The sequence below is a fragment of the Enterobacter sp. R4-368 genome, from assembly GCF_000410515.1.
Taxonomy (GTDB): Bacteria; Pseudomonadota; Gammaproteobacteria; order Enterobacterales; family Enterobacteriaceae; genus Kosakonia.
In genome coordinates, this window is sequence record NC_021500.1 from 1,787,308 (window position 1) to 1,806,237 (window position 18,930).

Genomic DNA, 18,930 nt, shown 5'->3' on the forward strand with positions numbered 1-18,930 from the left:
ATTTTAGTCATTTTTTATAAGGCCGATTTATTAAGTATGCGAACGAAATGACGCATAACCATACTCTGTATAGTAAATTGTGTATAAGGAAACCCCATGTCCCAGGTTATTAACACCAACGCACTCAGCCTCGTCGCCCAAAACAACCTGAATAAATCTCAGGGCTCTCTGGGTACTGCAATTGAACGTCTGTCTTCTGGTCTGCGTATTAACAGCGCAAAAGACGATGCCGCAGGTCAGGCAATCTCTAACCGCTTCACTGCGAACATCAACGGCCTGAGCCAGTCTTCCCGTAACGCCAACGATGGTATCTCTCTGGCGCAAACCACTGAAGGCGCGTTGAACGAAATCAACGACAACCTGCAGAATATCCGTCGTCTGTCTGTACAGGCGCAGAACGGCACCAACTCTGATTCTGACCGTCAGTCCATCCAGGACGAAATCGACGCGCGTCTGTCTGAAATCAACCGTATCTCTGAACAGACTGAGTTCAACGGCGTGAAAGTACTGAGCAAAGATCAGAGCCTGTCTATCCAGGTTGGTTCTAACGATGGCCAGACTATCGATATCGAACTGAGCAAAATGGATGCAAGCACCCTGGGTATGGACGGCTTCTCTATCAGCAACGGTGTTAACAAAGCTGATCTGACTGCCGCAGCAGGTACCGTTAAAGTTGATAGTGGTCTTGACTACGACAAAACCAAATTTACCGACGCCTCCACGGGTACTAAAGCAACTACTGTTGACGATATCGTTGAAGGTGATGACGGTAAAACCTATGCAAAAGTCGGTTCTGACCTGTTCGAAGTGACCGCAACTGATGCCACTACTGGTGCTATTACCTTTAACTCATCTACAGCAGCAACGGGTGTAAACGAAGTCGGTAGCCTGAATGGTGAAAACATCATGAAAGACCAGGCCGTTAACATGGGTAGCATCACTGGTACGCTGATGGACGATGGTAAAGGTAACTACTACATCGAAGATGCTAACGGTGAACTGACCAAAGCAGAAATCGATACCACCACTTGGGACGTAACCGATACCGGTAAAGCTGTTTCTACTAAACCATCAACTACCGATCCGCTGACCAAAATCGACGAAGCGCTGGCTCAGGTTGACGAACTGCGTTCTGGTCTGGGTGCGGTACAGAACCGTTTCGCTTCTGTTATCAGCAACCTGAACAACACTGTTAACAACCTGTCTCAGTCTCGCTCTCGTATTCTGGATGCTGACTTCGCTTCTGAAGTTTCCGAAATGAGCCGCGCGAACATCCTGCAGTCTGCTGGTACCTCTGTACTTGCTCAGGCTAACCAGGTTCCGCAGAACGTACTGTCTCTGCTGCGTTAATTTCTGGTGTTTCCGGCAGGCTCCGGCCTGCTTTTTACCCACCCGCCCATTCGCCCGGGCGGGTTTTTTATTGCCTGCAATTTACCCCTCACTTTCTATCAGTAATAACCGCCCTGCACCGCGTTGACTAAAGTGCGTTATCAGAACCTTTATCTACCTTTTATTTCCGCGCTGGCTCTCTTTTTTCTATTCCGTTTAAAGGAGAGCAGCGATGGCAGATTTAACCGCACCAGAAGGTTCATTCGCACGGGCGATATTACAGCTTCAGGCATGTAACCGGGTCAACAGAGGCGTATGGCATGATGCAGGAATGTACCTCGTCAGAAATCCAGGCTTAACAGAACAGGTGGTGGTTGAAAATGACTGGCGTGCGGCGGCAGGTATCGCCGCGGGTACGGCATTTAGCTACTTACCCAATATCGAGTTATGCAATGCGCAGCAGGATTTTGTTCCCTGGGTTGCGACACAGGAAGACAGGGAAGCGACGGACTGGAGCGGGGTTGATGAGCATGGCGACAACGGGAAAGTGATAGTTGATTTGGAGGTTATCGTTCTCACTGGAGGAGAGGGAGAAACATATGCAGCTAAAAGTTAGGTAACGATTATTCAGGCACCTGAGTTGATTGCTAATGTGGTGAATTTCAGGACGGGGTATCTACCTGAACTCACCCCCGCTAAATGCCACTTCGCCATATTCTTTACCACCAACACTCTTGAAAACGATGAGCCATTAACGGCTGACAATATTGCAGGAATACATGTCCTGCCTGGTGATACTGCTTATTATCTTTCTCATGGCTTTAGGGTTGAGGCTTTTGCCGCAACGAATGAACATCTGGTACTTTTTACTTTGACGACGTTAAAACCAGCAATGATGCCTACAACATGCACCAGTATCTGAAAAGCCAGTTGGGTAGAACGATTCGGGTTTATATCACCTGGTGATCACGTTGCGAAAAAGCAAAAAAAAAAGCCTTTCCGTCAGGAAAGGCCCGTAAGGTACAGCGCGTATAAAAAGTAAAACAAAATTAGCTAAATGAGGTCTCGGTCGCGCGCTCAATCAGCTCCATCTCTTCGCTGTTCAGCAGCTTTTCAATATCGACCAGAATCAGCATGCGCTCATCAAGCGAGCCAAGACCCAGCAGATACTGCGTGGAGAGCGTGACGGTATATTCCGGCGCAGGTTTGATCTGCTCGGCATTGAGCGCCAGCACATCGGAAACGCCGTCAACCACAATCCCGACCACCCGGCCGCTGTCGAGGCTCAGCACAATCACCACCGTATTGTCGTCAAACTCGGCGGAAGCCAGTTCAAACTTCACGCGCAGATCGACAATCGGCACGATGACGCCGCGCAGGTTGGTCACACCGGCAATAAACGCAGGCGTGTTAGCGATGCGCGTAACGCGGTCGTAACCACGGATCTCTTGAACTTTGAGGATCTCAATGCCGTACTCTTCATTGCCCAGGCGGAAGACCAGGAACTCATTACCCGTGTTATCACCGGTTAACTGTTTGTCTGTGTTAGATAAATTCATTTCTTAACCTTTTTAAAAACTGATGTCAGGCGTTGTCTCAGTTCGCCCTGGCGCTTTTTGCCAGCGTCGTTAGAACCGCGACATCCAGAATGAGCGCAACGCTGCCGTCGCCGAGGATGGTCGCCGCGGAGATACCCGGAATTTTGCGGTAGTTCTGCTCAAGATTTTTCACCACCACCTGGTGCTGGCCAACAAGCTGATCCACCAGTAAGGCGTAGCGGCTACCGGCGCTCTGCACAATGACGGCAATCCCTTCGCTGATGTCGTAGTTTTCATCGTGAATACCAAACAGCGTACCCAGCTCAACCAATGGCAAATACTCTTCGCGCACCTGCAACATGCGTTCGCCGCCGGTCATCCGGTGCAGCGTATTTTCCGAAAGCATCAACGATTCCATCATGCTGCCGAGCGGCAGAACGTAGATCTCCGGGCCAACACGCACCGACATCCCGTCGAGGATCGCCAGCGTGAGCGGCAGAATGATGCGGATCTTCGAGCCGCGCCCCTGCTCAGAATGGACAGTCACATGCCCGCCCATTTCCTGAATATTACGGCGCACCACGTCCATACCAACCCCGCGGCCAGAGACATCGGTCACTTTTTCTGCCGTGGAGAAGCCCGGCGCGAAAATCAGCATCCAGACATCTTCATCGCTCATGTTGTCGCTGATGGTCATGCCCTGCGCCTGTGCGCGCGCGAGGATCTTCTCGCGGTTCAGACCGGCACCATCATCGGTCACTTCAATGATGATATTGCCGCCGTGGTGTTCCGCCGAAAGGATCAGATTGCCTTTGTCGGCTTTACCGTTGGCGCGGCGCACATCAACCGGTTCAATACCGTGGTCGAGGCTATTACGAACCAGGTGCGTCAGCGGATCGACAATCTGCTCGATCAGGCGCTTATCCAGCTCAGCAGAACCGCCGACCAGCGTCAGTTCCACTTCTTTATTGAGCTTACCGGCCAGGTCATGTACCAACCGTGGGAAGCGGCTGAAGACATACTCCATTGGCATCATGCGAATCGACATCACCGATTCTTGTAAGTCGCGCGCGTTGCGTTCGAGCTGCGCAATGGTGCTGATCAGTGTGTCGTGATTGGTGGAATCAAGCACGCCGGAAAGCTGCGAGAGCATCGCCTGGGTGATGATAAGTTCGCCCACCTGATTGATTATCTGGTCGACCTTCTCGACCGCCACGCGGATGCTGCTGGCTTCTGTCGCTTGCGGGCGCTGACGATTATTTTCCGGGCGTGTCGCGCGCGCTGCTGGTGCTGCCGGTGCCGCCACCGCGTTAACCGGCGCAGGCGTGGGTGGCGCAGGTTCGTTGGTTGTAGCAACGGGTTCGTCTGCAGCCGGAGCGGGCTCAATGGAAATCTGTTCCGGTTCGAGCACAAAACACAGCACCGCCAGAATATCGTCCGGGGATGCGGTGGTGTGCAGCGTCAGTTGCAGGCTCTCATTTTCAGCCTGCAACTGGCTTACGCGGCCTAAATTGCCCATTTCATCGATTAGCGGCTGGCGATCGTCTTCTTTGATTTTGCTCAGCACGATACGCAGCCGCTGGCCGTCTTCATCAGGTGTCGCAGCCGCTTGTGCGACCACGGTTTCGGCGGCAACAGGCGTGGCTACGTCTGTGGAAACCGCAGCAGGAGCCGTGCCGTCGAGCGCTATCTGGCGCAGCGCTTCGCAGATATAGTGGAATGTCTCCTCATCGGGCTCGGCGGAAGCTTTATAGGCATCCAGTTGATCCTGCATAATATCTTTGCTCTCCAAAAACAGATCGCGAATAGGGCCGGTAATCGTCAACGTACCGCTGCGTACATCATCCAGCAGGTTTTCCAGGATGTGCATGGTTTGCTGTAACACAGTGAAACCAAAGGTGCCCGCACCGCCTTTTATCGAGTGCGCAGCGCGAAAAATCGCATTCAGAACTTCTCTGTCCGGCGAGTCGAGATCCAGCTCCAGCAGATACTTTTCCATATCCGCCATCAGCTCATCCGCCTCGTCAAAAAAGGCCTGATAAAAATCGCTTATGTCCACTTACTTAATCTCCTCAGGACCGCTTTTTACCGTAGGTTCAACTGCCACTGCGCCGCTGCTCTGCACCGGCGCATCGGTGGCCGATGTACTCTGGCGCGCCGGGGATGAAACCAGCGTGTCGCGCAAAAGCACATCTTCTTGCATGATCTGTTTCTCTTTCTGCTGGCTCAGCACCAGGATACTGATACGGCGGTTGATCGGATCGGCCGCGTCGGAACCGGCCTGCATCATGGTGTCCGCCGTACCGACAACGCGGATAAATTTATTGCTGGCAAGCCCTGCACCCGCCAGGATGCGCCGCGCCGCGTTTGCACGATCGGAAGAGAGCTCCCAGTTGCTGTAGCCCTGCTCACCGTTGGCGTAAGGCAGCGAATCCGTGTGGCCGGTCACAATGATGCGGTTCGTCATGTCGTTTAACACCGGCACCAGCGCCTGCAGAATATTCACCATGTAGCTTTCCGGTGTCGGCCGGCCTATCTGGAACATCGGGCGATCCGCGCTATCGGTGATTTGGATCAGCAATCCGTCATCGGTCAGTGAAAGCCGCAGGTTGGAGGTGAAGTTGTTCAACCGCGGATCGATTTGGATCAGGCTTTCCAGCTTCTCCCTCGCCCGCTTCAGATTGACTTCACTCTTCTTCGCGTCCAGTTTTTGCAACGTCTGTTTAAGGACTTCGCCATCCTGTTTGATAGGGTCATCGCCGCCGCCGGGAATAACGCTGTCGCTGAGGCTCGCTTTATCACCCTGCGCCAGCGTGGTTTTAATCGGCATTTTGAAATATTCCGCGATCTGCTGGCGCTGCTCCGGGCTGGAAGAAGAGAGCAGCCACATCACCAGGAAAAACGCCATCATTGCGGTCATAAAGTCCGCATAGGCGATTTTCCAGGAACCGCCGTGAGAACCATGCTTTTTATTGATGGATCTGCGGACAACAATGGTAGTGGCAGACTTCTTACTCATGCCGACTCACCCGAAGAGGATGAAGAGCTTGAGGTGCGCACTTCGCGAACGTGATCTTCCAGTTCCGCGAAGCTGGGACGTTCCGTGGAAAAGAGGGTTTTGCGACCAAATTCAACGGCGATCTGCGGCGCATAACCGTTCATGCTGGAAAGCAGCATCGTTTTAATGCACTCAAGCATTTTCAGGTGTTCCGCACTATGCTGACGCAGCAGCGTCGCCAGCGGCAGCACCATGCCGTATGCCAGCAAAATACCGAGGAAAGTACCCACCATGGCGTGGGCAATCAGCGCGCCCAGTTCCGCTGCCGGACGATCGGCGGCCGCCAGGGCGTTAACCACCCCCATTACCGCCGCCACGATACCAAATGCAGGCAACCCGTCGCCGATGGCGTTAAGGCTGCTCGCGGGCACTTCGTGCTCGTGCTCGCAGGTCTCAATCTCTTCATCCATCAACGCTTCCATTTCAAAGGCGTTGGTATTCCCGCTTACCATCAGGCGCAGGTAATCGGTGATGAAGTTCATGATTTCACTGTCGGCCATCAGCCGTGGATAGGCAGAGAAAATCGGGCTGTTTTGCGGATCTTCAATATCGTTTTCCAGCGATACGAGGCCATTCTGGCGACCTTTCGCCAGCAACAGATACATCATCGCCAGCAGATCCATATACAGCGCTTTGGTGAAATGGGAGCTTTTAAACAGGCCAGGAAATGCTTTTAAGGTGGCCCGGATCGCTTTACCGTTATTTCCGACAATAAAAGCCCCCACGCCCGCGCCGCCGATAATTAAAAATTCGGTCGGCTGAAACAGGGACGCGAGATTGCCGCCGCTGAGGGCAAAGCCGCCAAATACGGTCGCGAACACGACGATATAGCCAATAATGACTAACACTTCAACTCCTTAATAACTCGATAATCATTGCGCAACACTAATAACGGGCTGCGCGATGAAGATGTCGCAGCTTTTATTCCGATTGACTATGCGAACACGTCAGTTCGGGGGCGGCTTTTTTAATGGCCCGCGAGGGTGGAAAACACAAACAGCAGGTAAATGTCGCGCTGTTATTTTCCGGCGTGGTAATAAAACGCCCGCCACAAATGCTGCACTCAGTGTGTTTAACCATGCCGCAGTCAATAAACCGCAGCAGCGTCCAGGCGCGCGTTAAACCCAAAACAGGCTTTTTCTCTGTACCGTTGAGACTGTTTTCCAGATACAGTCGATAGCCTTTCAGCATTATTTCAACGGGACGCCCCGATTCCGTCTTTTGCAAATAACAGTAAATGTTATAAAACATTGACGAATGAATATTTTGCTCCCACGCCATATACCAGTCGGTGGAAAACGGGAGCATGCCTTTCGGCGGCGAACAGCCTTTGAGTTCTTTATACAGTTTTAATAATCTTCTGCGGCTAAGATTGGTTTCGCTTTCGAGAACCTGCATCCTGGCGCCAAAAGAAATCAATTCCATGGCAATTTGCGCATCCCTGATTTCTGACATGATGCTTTTTTCACACATACAAACTCCGCTGTCAGGATCTCGAAGGCTCTTTCCCAGAAAGAGAATTAAGCAAATCAGTGGATAAAATGATTCCGGTATGGATACTTTGCAAAGCATCAATACGGGAATCTTTGGTTAAACAGTCAATGACTGTTTCATTATCAATGCGTAACCGGCAAATAAGCTGACCGGTTGACGAAAGTTTAATAAGTTGTGGAAACGTTAAGCCTTTCACAATATCGATCGTGGCGTCACTTAATCCAAGGCGGAACTTTGCGGTAAAGCGGTCCTCATGAATTAAGCGCTGCGCCAATAACAAATAAGAAAGGTTCAAGTCCCGGATACATTGTGTCGGCTCATTAAAACTTGTTACGTTCATTACCATTCCCCTTGTATAAGGTAATCGATACTGCAATTACCGTCCTTTTGCTGTGTAACCACTATGTAACAACTTTAATGCCGATCTTTAGTTTAAGAAATCAAGGTGAAACGGAAATAATGAACCCAGTAAGGAAAGCCGACCGAATCAATAATTAATCGGAGTAGGATTTTCCTGATATCTGATTATTCCCAGCCTCTTCCTTCCAGACGCGCACGTAAACGTTTGATGGTTTGACTATGCAACTGGCTGACGCGCGTTTCGGTAATACCCAGCAGTGAACCAACCTCTTTCATATTCAACTCCTGTTGATAATATAAATTGAGTAGCATCTGCTCGCGCTCAGGAAGTTCTCTGATCTCCTTACTGATCTGCTTTGTTAAATCGCCTAACAGAACATCATTTAGCGGGTCAAGATGGTCCTGTTCCATTTCTGACAGCTCAACACCATCTGCCAGTAATTCCTGCAGCTCGTCGAGTGAACAGAGCATGCTGGTATTAGTATCAGATAATACTTGCTGATATTCCTGCAAGCTCATACCTAATTCAGCAGCGACGTCCGACTCGCTTGCCACACCACCAGCACGTTGCTCAACGCGCATAATGGCAGAAGAAACTTCACGGGTTTTACGACGAACGCGACGAGGTACCCAATCGTGTTCACGTAATTCATCCATAAAGGCCCAACGTAAACGCTGCGCAATGTAAACCGTGAGTTTGACCCCTTTTTTGGGGTCAAACTGTTCGATTGCATCCAGAAGCGCAATGGCACCCGCCTGAATAAGATCGTCAATATCAACACTTGACGATAATTTAGACTGCATCTTTAACGCTTCGTAGCGAACCAAATAACCATATTTGGTCCATAACTGGTCTTTCTGAATTAACCCGTCAGGGCTATATAATCCATTCACTATTACAATTTCCGGGATGATAATAATTGACTAAAATTATTATCGATTATCGCCAATTCAAATAGCATGATAAGCAATCGGAAAGTGGAACATATCGTGACTTTATTTCCCCACGAAACCCACAGCTAATTAAAATGTTTCCCAGTCGCCTTCCATTTTCTTGGCAGGAACATAATCTCGCTTGGCAGTGGTAATAACAGGGCGCAATGTTTCGCTGTTATTTCGTTCACGAGCGACGGCAGAAACATGGTTCTCATTAACGGTAAACTGAGCGACAATTTGTTCCAGCTCGCTGGCATGTTCTTCAACGCTGGTTGCAGTTCGCGCGGCGTTTTCTACCATGCTGGCGTTCTGTTGGGTAACCAGGTCCATTTCATTAACCGCCTGCGCAATCTGGTTAATTCCCGTGCTTTGTTCATCCGATGCTGAGGTAATTTCCGCCATGATGTCGGTTACCTGAATGACGGATTTCACAATTTCCTGCATGGAAGAACCAGCCAGTTCCACTTCCTGGGAGCCGATGTTCATATTGGCAACACAGGTGTTGATCAACTGGCGGATCTCTTTCGCCGCGTCGGCGCTGCGTTTCGCCAGGTTACGCACTTCACCGGCGACAACCGCAAAACCACGCCCCTGCTCACCGGCACGCGCCGCTTCAACCGCCGCGTTAAGCGCCAGGATGTTGGTCTGGTTAGCAATGCTATCAATTACGCTGTTGATGTCAGCAATTTGACGGGAGTTTGCCGTAATTTCCGTCATGATCTTATCAAGATTGGTCATCACTTCACCGCCTTTCTGCGCGCTGACGCTGGCGCTTTCAGCCAGTTGCTGCGCACTGTGGGCGTTGTCGGCGTTCTGACGCACGGTGATTTTCAGCTCTTCCATGCTGGCCGCCGTTTCCTGCAGAGCGGACGCCTGCTGCTCAGTGCGCGAAGAGAGATCGTTGTTGCTGGTGGCGATTTCCTGAGCGTTAGAGTAAATCTGTTTCACGCCGCGACGGATACCATAAACCGTGTCGGTCAGCGACTGGCGCATGTGCTCAACTTCCAGCAGCATTTGGCCGATTTCGTTAAGCGCACCCGCTTCAATTTTGCTGCTCAGATTGCCTTCAGCAATAGACTGGAAAGAGGTAATCGCTTGTTCCAGACGGTTAAAGATGGTGCGTTTCAACCAGATACGCGAACCCACTGCGATGATAATCGCTAATGCCAGAGCCAGGAAAGAGACAAAGGTCATACGCTGGGTGTCGTTGTGCGACGTTTCGCTAAAACCGCCAACCAATTGTTCGGCATACGCTAAATATTCTTCGGAAGCGTCCTGCAGCGCGACACGCATTCTGGCTTCAGAAATAATATTTCCGGAATAACCTGTTGGGTTGCGAATAAATTCTACCTTCTTACGTGCAGCTGCCAGCACAGTTTCAAAGTGTTTTTGAATATTCGCGGCAATAGTGCGCTCTTCTTCCGTTTGAAAAGGCGTGGACATAAATTTATCCATTTGCTTTTCGGCGTTATTCAACATGCTTACTGCCCGGTCAATACCGCTTTGCTCAAGTGGTTCATTGAGCATGGTGGCCAACATACCGGCATTAATATGTGCCATCCCGCCAGACACACCAACGATTGCGCTGTTTAACATATCAATATTGGTGTTGGTCATAACGGCATCGTCGAAGTTTTCCGCTGTCGATTGGGAACTGGTCAACGCGTAAGCAGATATCACAACAATACAAGCAATTAACAACCCAAACAGGATATTAATCCCGGTGGAAATTTTTAAGTCTTTAAACATAATGAAACCTAACTAAAAAACAGGGTGAAATATCTTTTCGCAGATAGTGATTCACACATGCGGGGTGAATAAAAACCCGTCAATAATGACGGGCCTGTAATGCGTTATCCCATAACTTTAAATATGGAAAGTTGCTGCATCGACTGAAATACGGTCATGGACGAATTGAGCGCGAATTCCGACATTTTTGATTGCGACAATAACGTAATCATCGAATCCCAATCCGAACCTAATGTTTCCTGCAACCGGCTTTGCACATTGATATTTTGCGTTTCAGAGCTGAAACCCAGGGCTTCAAGTTGCTGCATATTGGTACCGACGGTGGCGCGAACCTTACCGAGGTTATCAATGTTTTTCTTAACGCTGATGTTGGTGCTGTCCAGCGTGGTTTGCAAAGCCTGGCGATCGGCATCGCTGGTAATCGGCTGCTGCAGTTGCGTAATAGCCGCGTCCAGCGCTTTGAACAGATCGTCTGGCGTACCGCTCATAAAGACATCGCTGCCGGTATGCCCCACCTGCATTTCCGTGCTGTCGGAAACCACCTGCGTCATCGCGGTATCACCGCCGACATAGCTACCGTCTTTCTGGAAAGGCGCGGCCCCGGTTTTGTAACCGGCGAAGATATAGCGACCGTCGCTGTTTTTGGCGTTCGCCAGATCCAGCAGGTTGTCGCGAATACCCTGCAACTCCTGCGCCAGCGCCGTGCGATCTTCGTCGGAGTACGTACCGTTACCGCCGGCGACAATTTTCTGCGTCAAATTTTTAGACAGCAGATTAGAGATAGAGTCCAGCGTGCTATCTTCCTGGCCCAGTGCATCCTGCGCGTAGGTGCGCGCCGTGTCGTACTGGCTCATTCTGGATAACGCGTTCTGCAGAATAACCGCCTGCGACGCGCCCGACGGATCGTCGGAAGGCTTCAGCAGCGTTTGCCCGGCAGAGAGGCGCGTGGACAAATCGTTATAACCGTTCATGGCATCCGACAGGCTATCAATACGGTTTTGAAACATGTAACTGGTGCTAAGACGCATCGTTTATTCCTGACTTTTCATTGAGTGGCCCGGCTAACCGGGCGTACTTAGCGAATACTTAACAACGTGTCGAACAGGGTGGTCGCCGTCTGTAAAACTTGCGCGTTCGCCTGGTAATACTGAGAAAACATCTGCAAATTGACGTACTCCTCATTGATGTCGACACCGGATACCGACTGCTGCTGAAGCGCCCACTGGTCATAAACATTCGCCGAGGTGCTCATGTCCGCTTTCAGCCCGCTGACCGAAGAACCGACTGAGCTGACAAGGCTTGCGTAAGCGCCAGACAGCGTCATGCCGTTCACCACTTTTTCATCCTTGATGCCAATCATCGCCAGCATGTTTTCGTTATCGCTCTGATCGGCCGGATCGGGAGATTTCGCCGCCGCAATCTGATCGCCATCGGTGATCGCCACGGTGATGTTATCCGCCACGCCATCGGTCGGGTTCAGCGTAAAGCTGTCTCCCGGCTGCGGCGTACCGCCAGGGGTAATCGTGATCCCTTCAAATTCCAGTTCGCCATTGCCGCCAATGGTCGGCGTGATGGTGCGGCCGTCGGCGGTGGTGATGCTCCAGTCGGTGCTGGCTGGCCCGTTAAAGGTCAGTTCGTAGTTTTCCGATTTCACCGCAGGGATATCGGCAAAACTGACATCCAGCGAACCGGTGCCGGTGTTGTTGATATTGCCGATGGCTTGCGGCTTGCCGATGTTGAAAATATCGGCGCCCGCATTACCGTCGAGGTCGTAACCCTGGCCGTTCACTTCGTTGAACGTGTTGGCCATTTGCAGCGCCAGCTGGTTCAGCTGATCGCGCGCGGAGACCAGGTCTTCATTGCGGAATTTGAACAGCCCGCCCAGCGCACCGGTGGTTTTGCCTTCGTCGAGCGGCAGGGCGTTGCCCGAAGCATCAACGTACGCCACCACGGTTTTTGCCGGGTTGCTTTCAGACGCGCTGGCCTGCAGTTCATAGGATTTGCCGCCGCTGACCAGCGCCATGCCGTTTTGCATGGAAACACTCACCGCGCCGGTATCGGTATTTTCTGTCACCTTAATACCGAGCTTCTCGCTCAACTGACCTAATAATTGGTCACGCTGATCGAGTAAATCCGCAGGCATACCGCCGGTCTGACCGTGGATCTTTTCAATTTGCTTATTCAGCGACGCCAGCTGTTTGGTATAGGAGTTAATATCATCAACGGTCTGTTTAATTTGCGTGTTGGTGCTCTGCTCCAGACCATTTAATGTTTTGCTGCTGCTGCGATATTGGTTAGCAAGAGCATTTAATTCAGCCATAACCCCCTGGCGAGCCGCCGGGTCAACGGGATCTTTACTGACCGATTCCATGGCTTTGAATAAATTGTCCGTGGTCACGGAAATATTGTTGGTGCTATCGCCAAGCATGTTATCAATTTGGCTAACCTGCTCGTAACGGCTATTAAGGGAATAAAATTCCGTTGCCGCACCGCGCACCTGGTTGGTCATAAAACCATTATAAGCGCGCTGAACGTCGCCTACTTTTACGCCATAGCCGAAGAAACCATAATTGGTGGATTTGCCACCCGCTTCGCCCAGGACAATATTCTGGCGGCTGTATCCGGCAGTCGTCGCATTTGACAGGTTATTCCCCACCACATTCAATGCATTCTGCGCAGCGTTAAGCCCATTCTGGGCCAGGTTGATTAAATTCATATGTTATCGATCCTAACCAGAGGAGGAGGTAAGACGCCCCTGATAAAAGTAGCGCTCTCTTATATTTATCGGCCTTGCAAAATTTCACTAAAGCCTGACGGTTAAAATAATGAAGAAAAATCTGACGAATAAGCTTCAGCCGCCTGATTCACGTTATTCTTCACTTGCTGAATGATGCTGATCAATTTTTTCGCATAGGCGGGATCGGTTGCATATCCGGCAGACTGCAACGCTTTTGCCGCTATTTCCGGCGATTCAGATTTCACAACATTTTTATAACGCGGGCTACGACTTATTAACGACGTATAATCTTCCAGCGCCTCGGCATAAGAGGAATAAACTTTAAATTTGTCTTTTATTTTTTGTGCGACGCCACCTTCATATTCTGTGGTGGTGATTTCCGTGGTTTCACCCTGCCAGTCCGCCGTGGCTTTCACGCCAAATAAGTTATGGCTGGGTTTACCATCGCTGGTCATAATTTCGCGTTTACCCCAACCAGATTCCAGCGCCGCCTGCGCAATAATTAATTGATGCGGAATACCGCTTAAACGCGCGACCGCCATCGCGGGCGCCATCATACGGGAAATAAAGCTGCCACCCGGAACTGCCGGTATTTCCGCCTGCGCCGTGGCGGCTTTTTCCGCCGGCTGCTCGTCGGGCTCAACCGGCTGCAAACGCAGCGGCACGCTGATAAAGCGTGCCGGGCTGATATTAAGCGGCACTTCACGCGTCGCGGTGACATTTTCCACGGTTGAGGCGGGTTTACCGGTCAGTTGTTGCACCATCAGATCGGCAAAGCCCATTTTTCCTTTTTCGGCGATGTTCTGCGACAGCTGCTGGTCATACATCGAGGTAAACATCTCCGACTGCTGCGTATTAAACAGGCCGTCTTTGAAGGAGGCCTGGCGCATGCTCTTGAGCATCATCTGCACGAACAGCCCTTCCATCTGTTTCGCCACCGCCTTTAGCGCATCCGGAGCGTCGTTGCGGGCGGCCAGTTTCAGCTTGTCGAGGCTGTGCGCGTCAAACGCCGCCCCCTGAGTCATTGCCGGGCCGATCATCAGTTAATCTCCAGACGAGCATGCAGGCAGCCTGCGGTTTTCATCGATTGCAGGATCGCCATCAAATCATTTGGCGATGCGCCAAGGCTGTTTAACGCACGAACCACATTGTTCAAATCGGTGCTGGTGTTCACGCGTTGCAGAGAGCCGTTTTGCTCACGCACGGAAAGCTGCGTGTTCTGCGTGACCACCGTTTGCCCGCCTGCCAGCGGCGTATTCGGCTGATTCACCTGGGTGTTGTTAGCGACTTCTACCGTCAGATCGCCCTGCGCAACCGCACAGGAATCGAGGGAAACATGGCGGTTCATCACCACCGAGCCGGTACGCGAGTTGATGATAATTCGCGCATCACCCGCATCCACGCGCAGCGGGATATCCTGCACTGTTGCAAGGAAACGCACACGCGCGGCGCTGTCGGCAGGTGCGCGCAGGCTAATGGTGCGCGCATCTTCCGCAAACGCGGCACCCGCGAAACGGCGGTTGATGGCATCGCTCACCTGTTGCGCTACGGTGAAATCATCTTCATTAAGCTGGAGCTTGAGCGAGCCTTGTCCGGCAAAGTTCGACGGTACTTCACGTTCAACCGTTGCGCCGCCGCTAATGCGCGCGCCATTGAGCTGGTTCACCTGCACCCGGTTGCCACCGGCCTGCGCACCAGCGCCGGAAACCAACAGGTTCCCCTGCGCCAGCGCATAAATCTGGCTATCCGCGCCCTTCAGCGGGGTCATCAGCAGCGTGCCGCCGCGCAGACTTTTCGCGTTACCCATTGAGGAGACCACCACGTCAATTTGCTGGCCAGCGCGGGCAAACGGCGGCAGTTCCGCTGTCACCATTACCGCCGCGACGTTTTTGAGCTGCATATTCACGCCCGCCGGCACGGTGATACCGAGCTGCGAGAGCATATTGTTCAGGCTCTGGGTGGTGAACGGTGTCTGCATGGTCTGGTCACCCGTACCATCAAGCCCGACAACCAGGCCATAGCCCATCAGGGAGTTGCCGCGCACCCCTTGCAGGGTGGTGATATCGCGGATCCGCTCCGCGCTGGCCTGCCCGGCTACCAGCGCAGACAGACAGCACACCAGCGCCAGGCAGCGGGTTAAGAAATTCGTTTTCATCATCAATCAAAAAGGTGCAAGGTTAAGGAACATGCGCTGCAGCCAGCCCATTTGCTGCGCTTCGTTGATATAGCCATTACCGACATACTCGATGCGCGCGTCCGCCACCTGGGTGGAGATAACGGTGTTACTGGCGCTGATCGTGCGTGGGTTCACGATGCCGGAGAAGCGGATAAACTCAGTCCCCTGGTTAATCGCAATCTGTTTTTCGCCGACAACCGCCAGGTTGCCGTTTTCCAGCACCTGTTTCACCGTCACGGTGATGGTGCCGCTAAAGGTATTTTTCGCCGCCGCGCCGCCTTTCCCGGCGAAGTCATTCGTTCCACTGATCGACGCATCGGCTTTGCCGTTGCCCACCAGACCGGCCATAAAACCGGGTACGCCGGCAACGCCGACATCGGTGGAACCGTCACGCGAGGCACTCGCCGAGGAACTTTTGCTGGCGCTGACATTTTCCTGCAGCGCAATGGTCAGCGTATCGCCGACGTTACGTGGGCGGCGGTCTTCAAACATCGGTTGATAACCATAATTCATCGCCTGCCCTGTCTGAAAAATCGAGCCATTCGCGGTAGCGGCAGCGACCGGTGCAGGCATAGCGGAGGTTTCGCCCCCCACCAACGGTTTTTGCGGGATATAGGCGCAGCCGGTAACTACGGAAATCAGCATAAAGGTCGTTGCAAAACGACAAAGCGTACGTACAGAGCAAGGGTGATTGGTCATCTCATTCACTACAGGTAAAGCAGCCGCGAGCAACGCCCGCGGCCAGGGATCAAAGTTGGGTCAGTCGTTGCAGCATCTGGTCGGAAGTCGACACCGCTTTACTGTTAATTTCGTAGGCGCGCTGTGTCTGGATCATGTTGACCAGCTCTTCTGCGACGTTAACGTTCGAGGTTTCGACGTAGCCCTGTTTCAGGGTTCCCGCGCCGTTTAAACCCGGCGTGGATTCATTCGGTGCGCCAGACGATTGCGTTTCGCGATACAGGTTTTCACCGATGCTTTCGAGGCCGGAATCATTGATAAACGAGCTCAGCGTCAGCTGACCCACCTGCTGCGGTGCGGTCTGCCCCGGCACGGTCACGCTGACAATACCGTCGTTACCGATGGTCAGGCTTTGCGCGTCCTGCGGGATGGTGATCGCCGGTTGCACCTGGTAACCGCTGGAGGTCACCAGTTGTCCGTTCTGGTCAAACTGGAACGAACCGTCGCGGGTGTAGGCAGTGGTGCCATCCGGCAACTGTACCTGGAAGAAACCGCTGCCCTGAATAGCGACGTCTTTGCTGTTGTTGGTCTGCGTCAGGCTGCCCTGGCTGTGAATGCGCTCGGTCGCGACCGGGCGAACACCGGTACCCAGCTGTAAACCAGAAGGGATGGTGGTCTGCTCGGAAGACTGCGCGCCCGGCTGGCGTAAGGTCTGATAAATCAGATCTTCAAACACCGCACGCTGGCGTTTAAAGCCGTTGGTGCTGACGTTCGCCAGGTTGTTGGAAATCACATCCATATTGGTTTGCTGGGCTTCGAGGCCGGTTTTCGCAATCCATAAAGAACGGATCATGGTGTTTTTCTCCTTACCGGGGCTTAACCGGCGCTCAGTAACTGGTTAGCTTTTTGTTCGTTATCATCAACGGTGGTGATGACTTTCATGTTCATGTCAAAACCGCGCGCGGTGGCGATCATGTCCACCATCGATTTCACCGGGCTGACGTTGCTGCCTTCCAGCATGCCGGGCATCAGGCGCAGATCGGCATCGGCGGGAAGCACCTGTGCCGCAGCCGGATCGGCGACATGAAACAGACCGTCGTCGCCATGTTTCAGCGTGTTCGGTGTGGCGTTAACCATTTTCAGGCGCGCCACCTGCGCCAGCGCTGAAGGCTCATCCCCTGCGCCCAACGCGGTGATGGTGCCGTCCGCCGCGATAGTCAGTTCCGCCTGCGGCGGTACGGCTACCGGGCCGCCGTCACCGAGTAGCGGCATACCGCGCACCCGCAACTGGCCTTCGGCATCCACTTCGATGTTGCCATCTTTGGTGTAGCCTTCACTGCCATCGGGCAGCTGCACTGCCAGCCAGCCGTTTTGCGGCATGGCCACATCCAGGCTGCGCCCGGTGGCCTGCATCGCGCCCATGGTGTTGTCGCTAAACGGCGTGGATTCCGCCACCATGGTGCGGGTTTCTATCGACGGCCCCTGCACAGGGATCGCGCGAAACGCCGCGATCTGCGCACGAAAACCGGTGGTAGAAGCATTCGCCAGGTTGTTAGAAGTCACCGCCTGGCGGTTAAGGGCCGCGTTCGCGGCCCCCATTGCGGTATAAATCGCGTGATCCATGAAGCGCTACTCTTAACCCAGGTTAACCAGCGTTTGCAGAAGCTCAGACTGGGTCTTGATGGTCTGAGAGTTGGACTGGTAGTTACGCTGGTAAACAATCATGTTCACCATCTCTTTACTCAGATCCACGTTGGACGCTTCCAGCATGTTGCCGCGCAGCGAACCCAGGTTACCGGTGTCGGCAATACCAATCACCGGCTGGCCCGATTCCGGGGTTTCCGTCCAGCAGTTGTTCCCCGCCGACTGGAGGCCGCCCGGGTTGGTGAAGTTGCTCAGCACTACCTGGCCCAGCAGCTGGTTTTCACCGTTGCTGTAGGAGGCGATGATCTGGCCGTTATCACCGACGGTGTAGCCGTTCATCAGTCCCGGCGGGTAGCCGGTGGTGCTTGGGCTGTCCATGGTGTTTTCCGAGGCCTGCTGAGAAAGACCGGAAAGATCGAGGTTGAAATTCAGCGCCGCGCCGCCCTGGTAAGCGGCACCCACCACCGGCAGATTCGCCGGGTTGGTGGTGAGCTTGCCGGAGGTATCAAACGTCAGGTTGACGGAGCTGGTGGTGCCCGGCGACGTGGAGTCCACGGAGTAAGCCGTCCACTGGTTATCCGCCGTTTTCACGTAATAGACGTTGATCGCATGCTCGTTGCCCAGGCTGTCATAAGCGTTAACCTGGGTGGAATAGCTGTAAGATTTGCCATCAGCCGGATCGAAAGGCGTTACCGTGACAACGTCGTTACCGGAATTCAGGTTACCGGAAATGGAACCTGCGTCAGAGGCACGCGCCGGCATCTGCCCGGTCGGGATCTGAATCGGTCCTACCGGTGCGCCCTGCTGGATCGCCGGCGGGGTACCCGTTGCCATATAACCGGTCAGGCGCATGCCCTGGTTATTGACGACGTAGCCATTTTCATCGCTCTGGAACTGGCCATTACGGCTGTAAAATACACGACCCGCTTCGGTCACCATGCGAAAGAAGCCATTGCCCTGGATACCCATATCCAGCGGGCTGCTGCCTGCGCCAAGTACGCCATCGCTGAAGTTCTGGTTCACACCAGCAACCTGTACGCCCATGCCGACCTGTGAACCGGCAAACACATCGGCGAAAGCCACAGAACCTGATTTAAAACCGACCGTTTGTGAGTTGGCGATGTTGTTACCTACAACATCCAGCGCCTGTGAAGAGGCGTTTAATCCACTAAGACCTTGAGAAAAACCCATGTGATAAATTCCTGTGCGCGGGTTGCGCAAAATCCAAACT

Annotated in this window: 19 protein-coding genes; 3 read left to right on the forward strand and 16 right to left on the reverse strand. The window is 52.9% G+C overall.

Translation table 11 applies throughout. The features are described from left to right. Window positions 1–96: 96 nt before the first annotated feature. The 3 genes from H650_RS08365 to H650_RS25695 all read left to right on the forward strand — a co-directional run bounded on the left by H650_RS08365 (window position 97) and on the right by H650_RS25695 (window position 2,251). A complete protein-coding gene (locus H650_RS08365; protein WP_020454849.1) occupies window positions 97–1,350 on the forward strand; it encodes a FliC/FljB family flagellin in 1,254 nt (417 codons plus the stop codon). 211 nt (window positions 1,351–1,561) lie between these two features. Further along, window positions 1,562–1,945 (forward strand): Thoeris anti-defense Tad2 family protein, encoded by a 384-nt coding sequence (locus H650_RS08370; RefSeq protein ID WP_020454850.1) that lies wholly within the window; start codon window positions 1,562–1,564, stop codon window positions 1,943–1,945. A 24-nt stretch (window positions 1,946–1,969) separates the two neighbouring features. Then, the gene (locus H650_RS25695) at window positions 1,970–2,251 is read left to right on the forward strand and encodes a hypothetical protein (RefSeq protein ID WP_189660098.1); all 282 of its coding nucleotides are present in this window, start codon (window positions 1,970–1,972) and stop codon (window positions 2,249–2,251) included. 127 nt (window positions 2,252–2,378) lie between these two features. Here H650_RS25695 and cheW read toward each other — a convergent pair whose 3' ends face one another. From cheW to flgE, 16 genes are all read right to left on the reverse strand, one after another. Beyond that, on the reverse strand, window positions 2,379–2,888 hold the full coding sequence (cheW, locus tag H650_RS08375) for a chemotaxis protein CheW (protein WP_020454851.1): 510 nt from the start codon (window positions 2,886–2,888) through the stop codon (window positions 2,379–2,381). A gap of 37 nt (window positions 2,889–2,925) precedes the next feature. Next, a complete protein-coding gene (cheA, locus tag H650_RS08380; RefSeq protein ID WP_020454852.1) occupies window positions 2,926–4,926 on the reverse strand; it encodes a chemotaxis protein CheA in 2,001 nt (666 codons plus the stop codon). Continuing rightward, window positions 4,927–5,886 carry a flagellar motor protein MotB gene (motB, locus tag H650_RS08385; RefSeq protein WP_020454853.1) on the reverse strand — a complete coding sequence of 320 codons (960 nt, stop codon included), beginning with the start codon at window positions 5,884–5,886 and terminating at the stop codon, window positions 4,927–4,929. It abuts the gene before it with no gap. Further along, complete coding sequence (motA, locus tag H650_RS08390) at window positions 5,883–6,773, reverse strand: flagellar motor stator protein MotA (RefSeq protein ID WP_020454854.1); 891 nt, start codon at window positions 6,771–6,773, stop codon at window positions 5,883–5,885. The genes motB and motA overlap by 4 nt, the downstream gene beginning before the upstream one ends. Before the next feature lie 73 nt (window positions 6,774–6,846). Further along, window positions 6,847–7,398, reverse strand: coding sequence for a flagellar transcriptional regulator FlhC (gene flhC / locus H650_RS08395; protein WP_020454855.1), 552 nt, complete (start codon window positions 7,396–7,398; stop codon window positions 6,847–6,849). Between the two features lie 13 nt (window positions 7,399–7,411). Then, a complete protein-coding gene (flhD, locus tag H650_RS08400; protein WP_020454856.1) occupies window positions 7,412–7,759 on the reverse strand; it encodes a flagellar transcriptional regulator FlhD in 348 nt (115 codons plus the stop codon). 185 nt (window positions 7,760–7,944) lie between these two features. Next, on the reverse strand, window positions 7,945–8,673 hold the full coding sequence (locus H650_RS08405) for an RNA polymerase sigma factor FliA (RefSeq protein WP_020454857.1): 729 nt from the start codon (window positions 8,671–8,673) through the stop codon (window positions 7,945–7,947). Between the two features lie 129 nt (window positions 8,674–8,802). Continuing rightward, window positions 8,803–10,464 carry a methyl-accepting chemotaxis protein gene (locus tag H650_RS08410; protein WP_020454858.1) on the reverse strand — a complete coding sequence of 554 codons (1,662 nt, stop codon included), beginning with the start codon at window positions 10,462–10,464 and terminating at the stop codon, window positions 8,803–8,805. 104 nt (window positions 10,465–10,568) lie between these two features. Beyond that, on the reverse strand, window positions 10,569–11,492 hold the full coding sequence (flgL, locus tag H650_RS08415; RefSeq protein WP_020454859.1) for a flagellar hook-associated protein FlgL: 924 nt from the start codon (window positions 11,490–11,492) through the stop codon (window positions 10,569–10,571). Between the two features lie 47 nt (window positions 11,493–11,539). Next, window positions 11,540–13,180, reverse strand: coding sequence for a flagellar hook-associated protein FlgK (gene flgK, locus H650_RS08420; protein ID WP_020454860.1), 1,641 nt, complete (start codon window positions 13,178–13,180; stop codon window positions 11,540–11,542). Between the two features lie 101 nt (window positions 13,181–13,281). Continuing rightward, complete coding sequence (gene flgJ / locus H650_RS08425) at window positions 13,282–14,241, reverse strand: flagellar assembly peptidoglycan hydrolase FlgJ (protein ID WP_020454861.1); 960 nt, start codon at window positions 14,239–14,241, stop codon at window positions 13,282–13,284. Further along, the gene (locus H650_RS08430) at window positions 14,241–15,359 is read right to left on the reverse strand and encodes a flagellar basal body P-ring protein FlgI (RefSeq protein ID WP_020454862.1); all 1,119 of its coding nucleotides are present in this window, start codon (window positions 15,357–15,359) and stop codon (window positions 14,241–14,243) included. Before H650_RS08430 ends, flgJ begins: the two co-directional genes overlap by 1 nt. 3 nt (window positions 15,360–15,362) lie before the next feature. After that, the gene (locus tag H650_RS08435) at window positions 15,363–16,022 is read right to left on the reverse strand and encodes a flagellar basal body L-ring protein FlgH (RefSeq protein WP_020454863.1); all 660 of its coding nucleotides are present in this window, start codon (window positions 16,020–16,022) and stop codon (window positions 15,363–15,365) included. Between the two features lie 103 nt (window positions 16,023–16,125). After that, window positions 16,126–16,908, reverse strand: a complete 783-nt coding sequence (flgG, locus tag H650_RS08440) for a flagellar basal-body rod protein FlgG (RefSeq protein ID WP_017459383.1) — start codon at window positions 16,906–16,908, stop codon at window positions 16,126–16,128. A 23-nt stretch (window positions 16,909–16,931) separates the two neighbouring features. After that, entirely contained in the window at window positions 16,932–17,678 is a 747-nt protein-coding gene (locus H650_RS08445; RefSeq protein WP_020454864.1) for a flagellar basal body rod protein FlgF, read from the reverse strand. Between the two features lie 12 nt (window positions 17,679–17,690). Then, the gene (gene flgE, locus H650_RS08450) at window positions 17,691–18,890 is read right to left on the reverse strand and encodes a flagellar hook protein FlgE (protein WP_020454865.1); all 1,200 of its coding nucleotides are present in this window, start codon (window positions 18,888–18,890) and stop codon (window positions 17,691–17,693) included. Window positions 18,891–18,930: the final 40 nt, after the last annotated feature.

What these genes read in the sequence shown, in the direction of transcription:
- H650_RS08365 (WP_020454849.1), top strand. Translation starts at nt 97, where the DNA reads ATGTCCCAGGTTATTAACACCAACGCACTCAGCCTCGTCGCCCAAAAC.
- H650_RS08370 (WP_020454850.1), top strand. Translation starts at nt 1,562, where the DNA reads ATGGCAGATTTAACCGCACCAGAAGGTTCATTCGCACGGGCGATATTA.
- cheW (WP_020454851.1), bottom strand. Translation starts at nt 2,888, where the DNA reads ATGAATTTATCTAACACAGACAAACAGTTAACCGGTGATAACACGGGT.
- motB (WP_020454853.1), bottom strand. Translation starts at nt 5,886, where the DNA reads ATGAGTAAGAAGTCTGCCACTACCATTGTTGTCCGCAGATCCATCAAT.
- flhC (WP_020454855.1), bottom strand. Translation starts at nt 7,398, where the DNA reads ATGTGTGAAAAAAGCATCATGTCAGAAATCAGGGATGCGCAAATTGCC.
- flhD (WP_020454856.1), bottom strand. Translation starts at nt 7,759, where the DNA reads ATGAACGTAACAAGTTTTAATGAGCCGACACAATGTATCCGGGACTTG.
- H650_RS08410 (WP_020454858.1), bottom strand. Translation starts at nt 10,464, where the DNA reads ATGTTTAAAGACTTAAAAATTTCCACCGGGATTAATATCCTGTTTGGG.
- flgL (WP_020454859.1), bottom strand. Translation starts at nt 11,492, where the DNA reads ATGCGTCTTAGCACCAGTTACATGTTTCAAAACCGTATTGATAGCCTG.
- flgK (WP_020454860.1), bottom strand. Translation starts at nt 13,180, where the DNA reads ATGAATTTAATCAACCTGGCCCAGAATGGGCTTAACGCTGCGCAGAAT.
- flgJ (WP_020454861.1), bottom strand. Translation starts at nt 14,241, where the DNA reads ATGATCGGCCCGGCAATGACTCAGGGGGCGGCGTTTGACGCGCACAGC.
- H650_RS08430 (WP_020454862.1), bottom strand. Translation starts at nt 15,359, where the DNA reads ATGATGAAAACGAATTTCTTAACCCGCTGCCTGGCGCTGGTGTGCTGT.
- H650_RS08435 (WP_020454863.1), bottom strand. Translation starts at nt 16,022, where the DNA reads ATGCTGATTTCCGTAGTTACCGGCTGCGCCTATATCCCGCAAAAACCG.
- flgG (WP_017459383.1), bottom strand. Translation starts at nt 16,908, where the DNA reads ATGATCCGTTCTTTATGGATTGCGAAAACCGGCCTCGAAGCCCAGCAA.
- H650_RS08445 (WP_020454864.1), bottom strand. Translation starts at nt 17,678, where the DNA reads ATGGATCACGCGATTTATACCGCAATGGGGGCCGCGAACGCGGCCCTT.
- flgE (WP_020454865.1), bottom strand. Translation starts at nt 18,890, where the DNA reads ATGGGTTTTTCTCAAGGTCTTAGTGGATTAAACGCCTCTTCACAGGCG.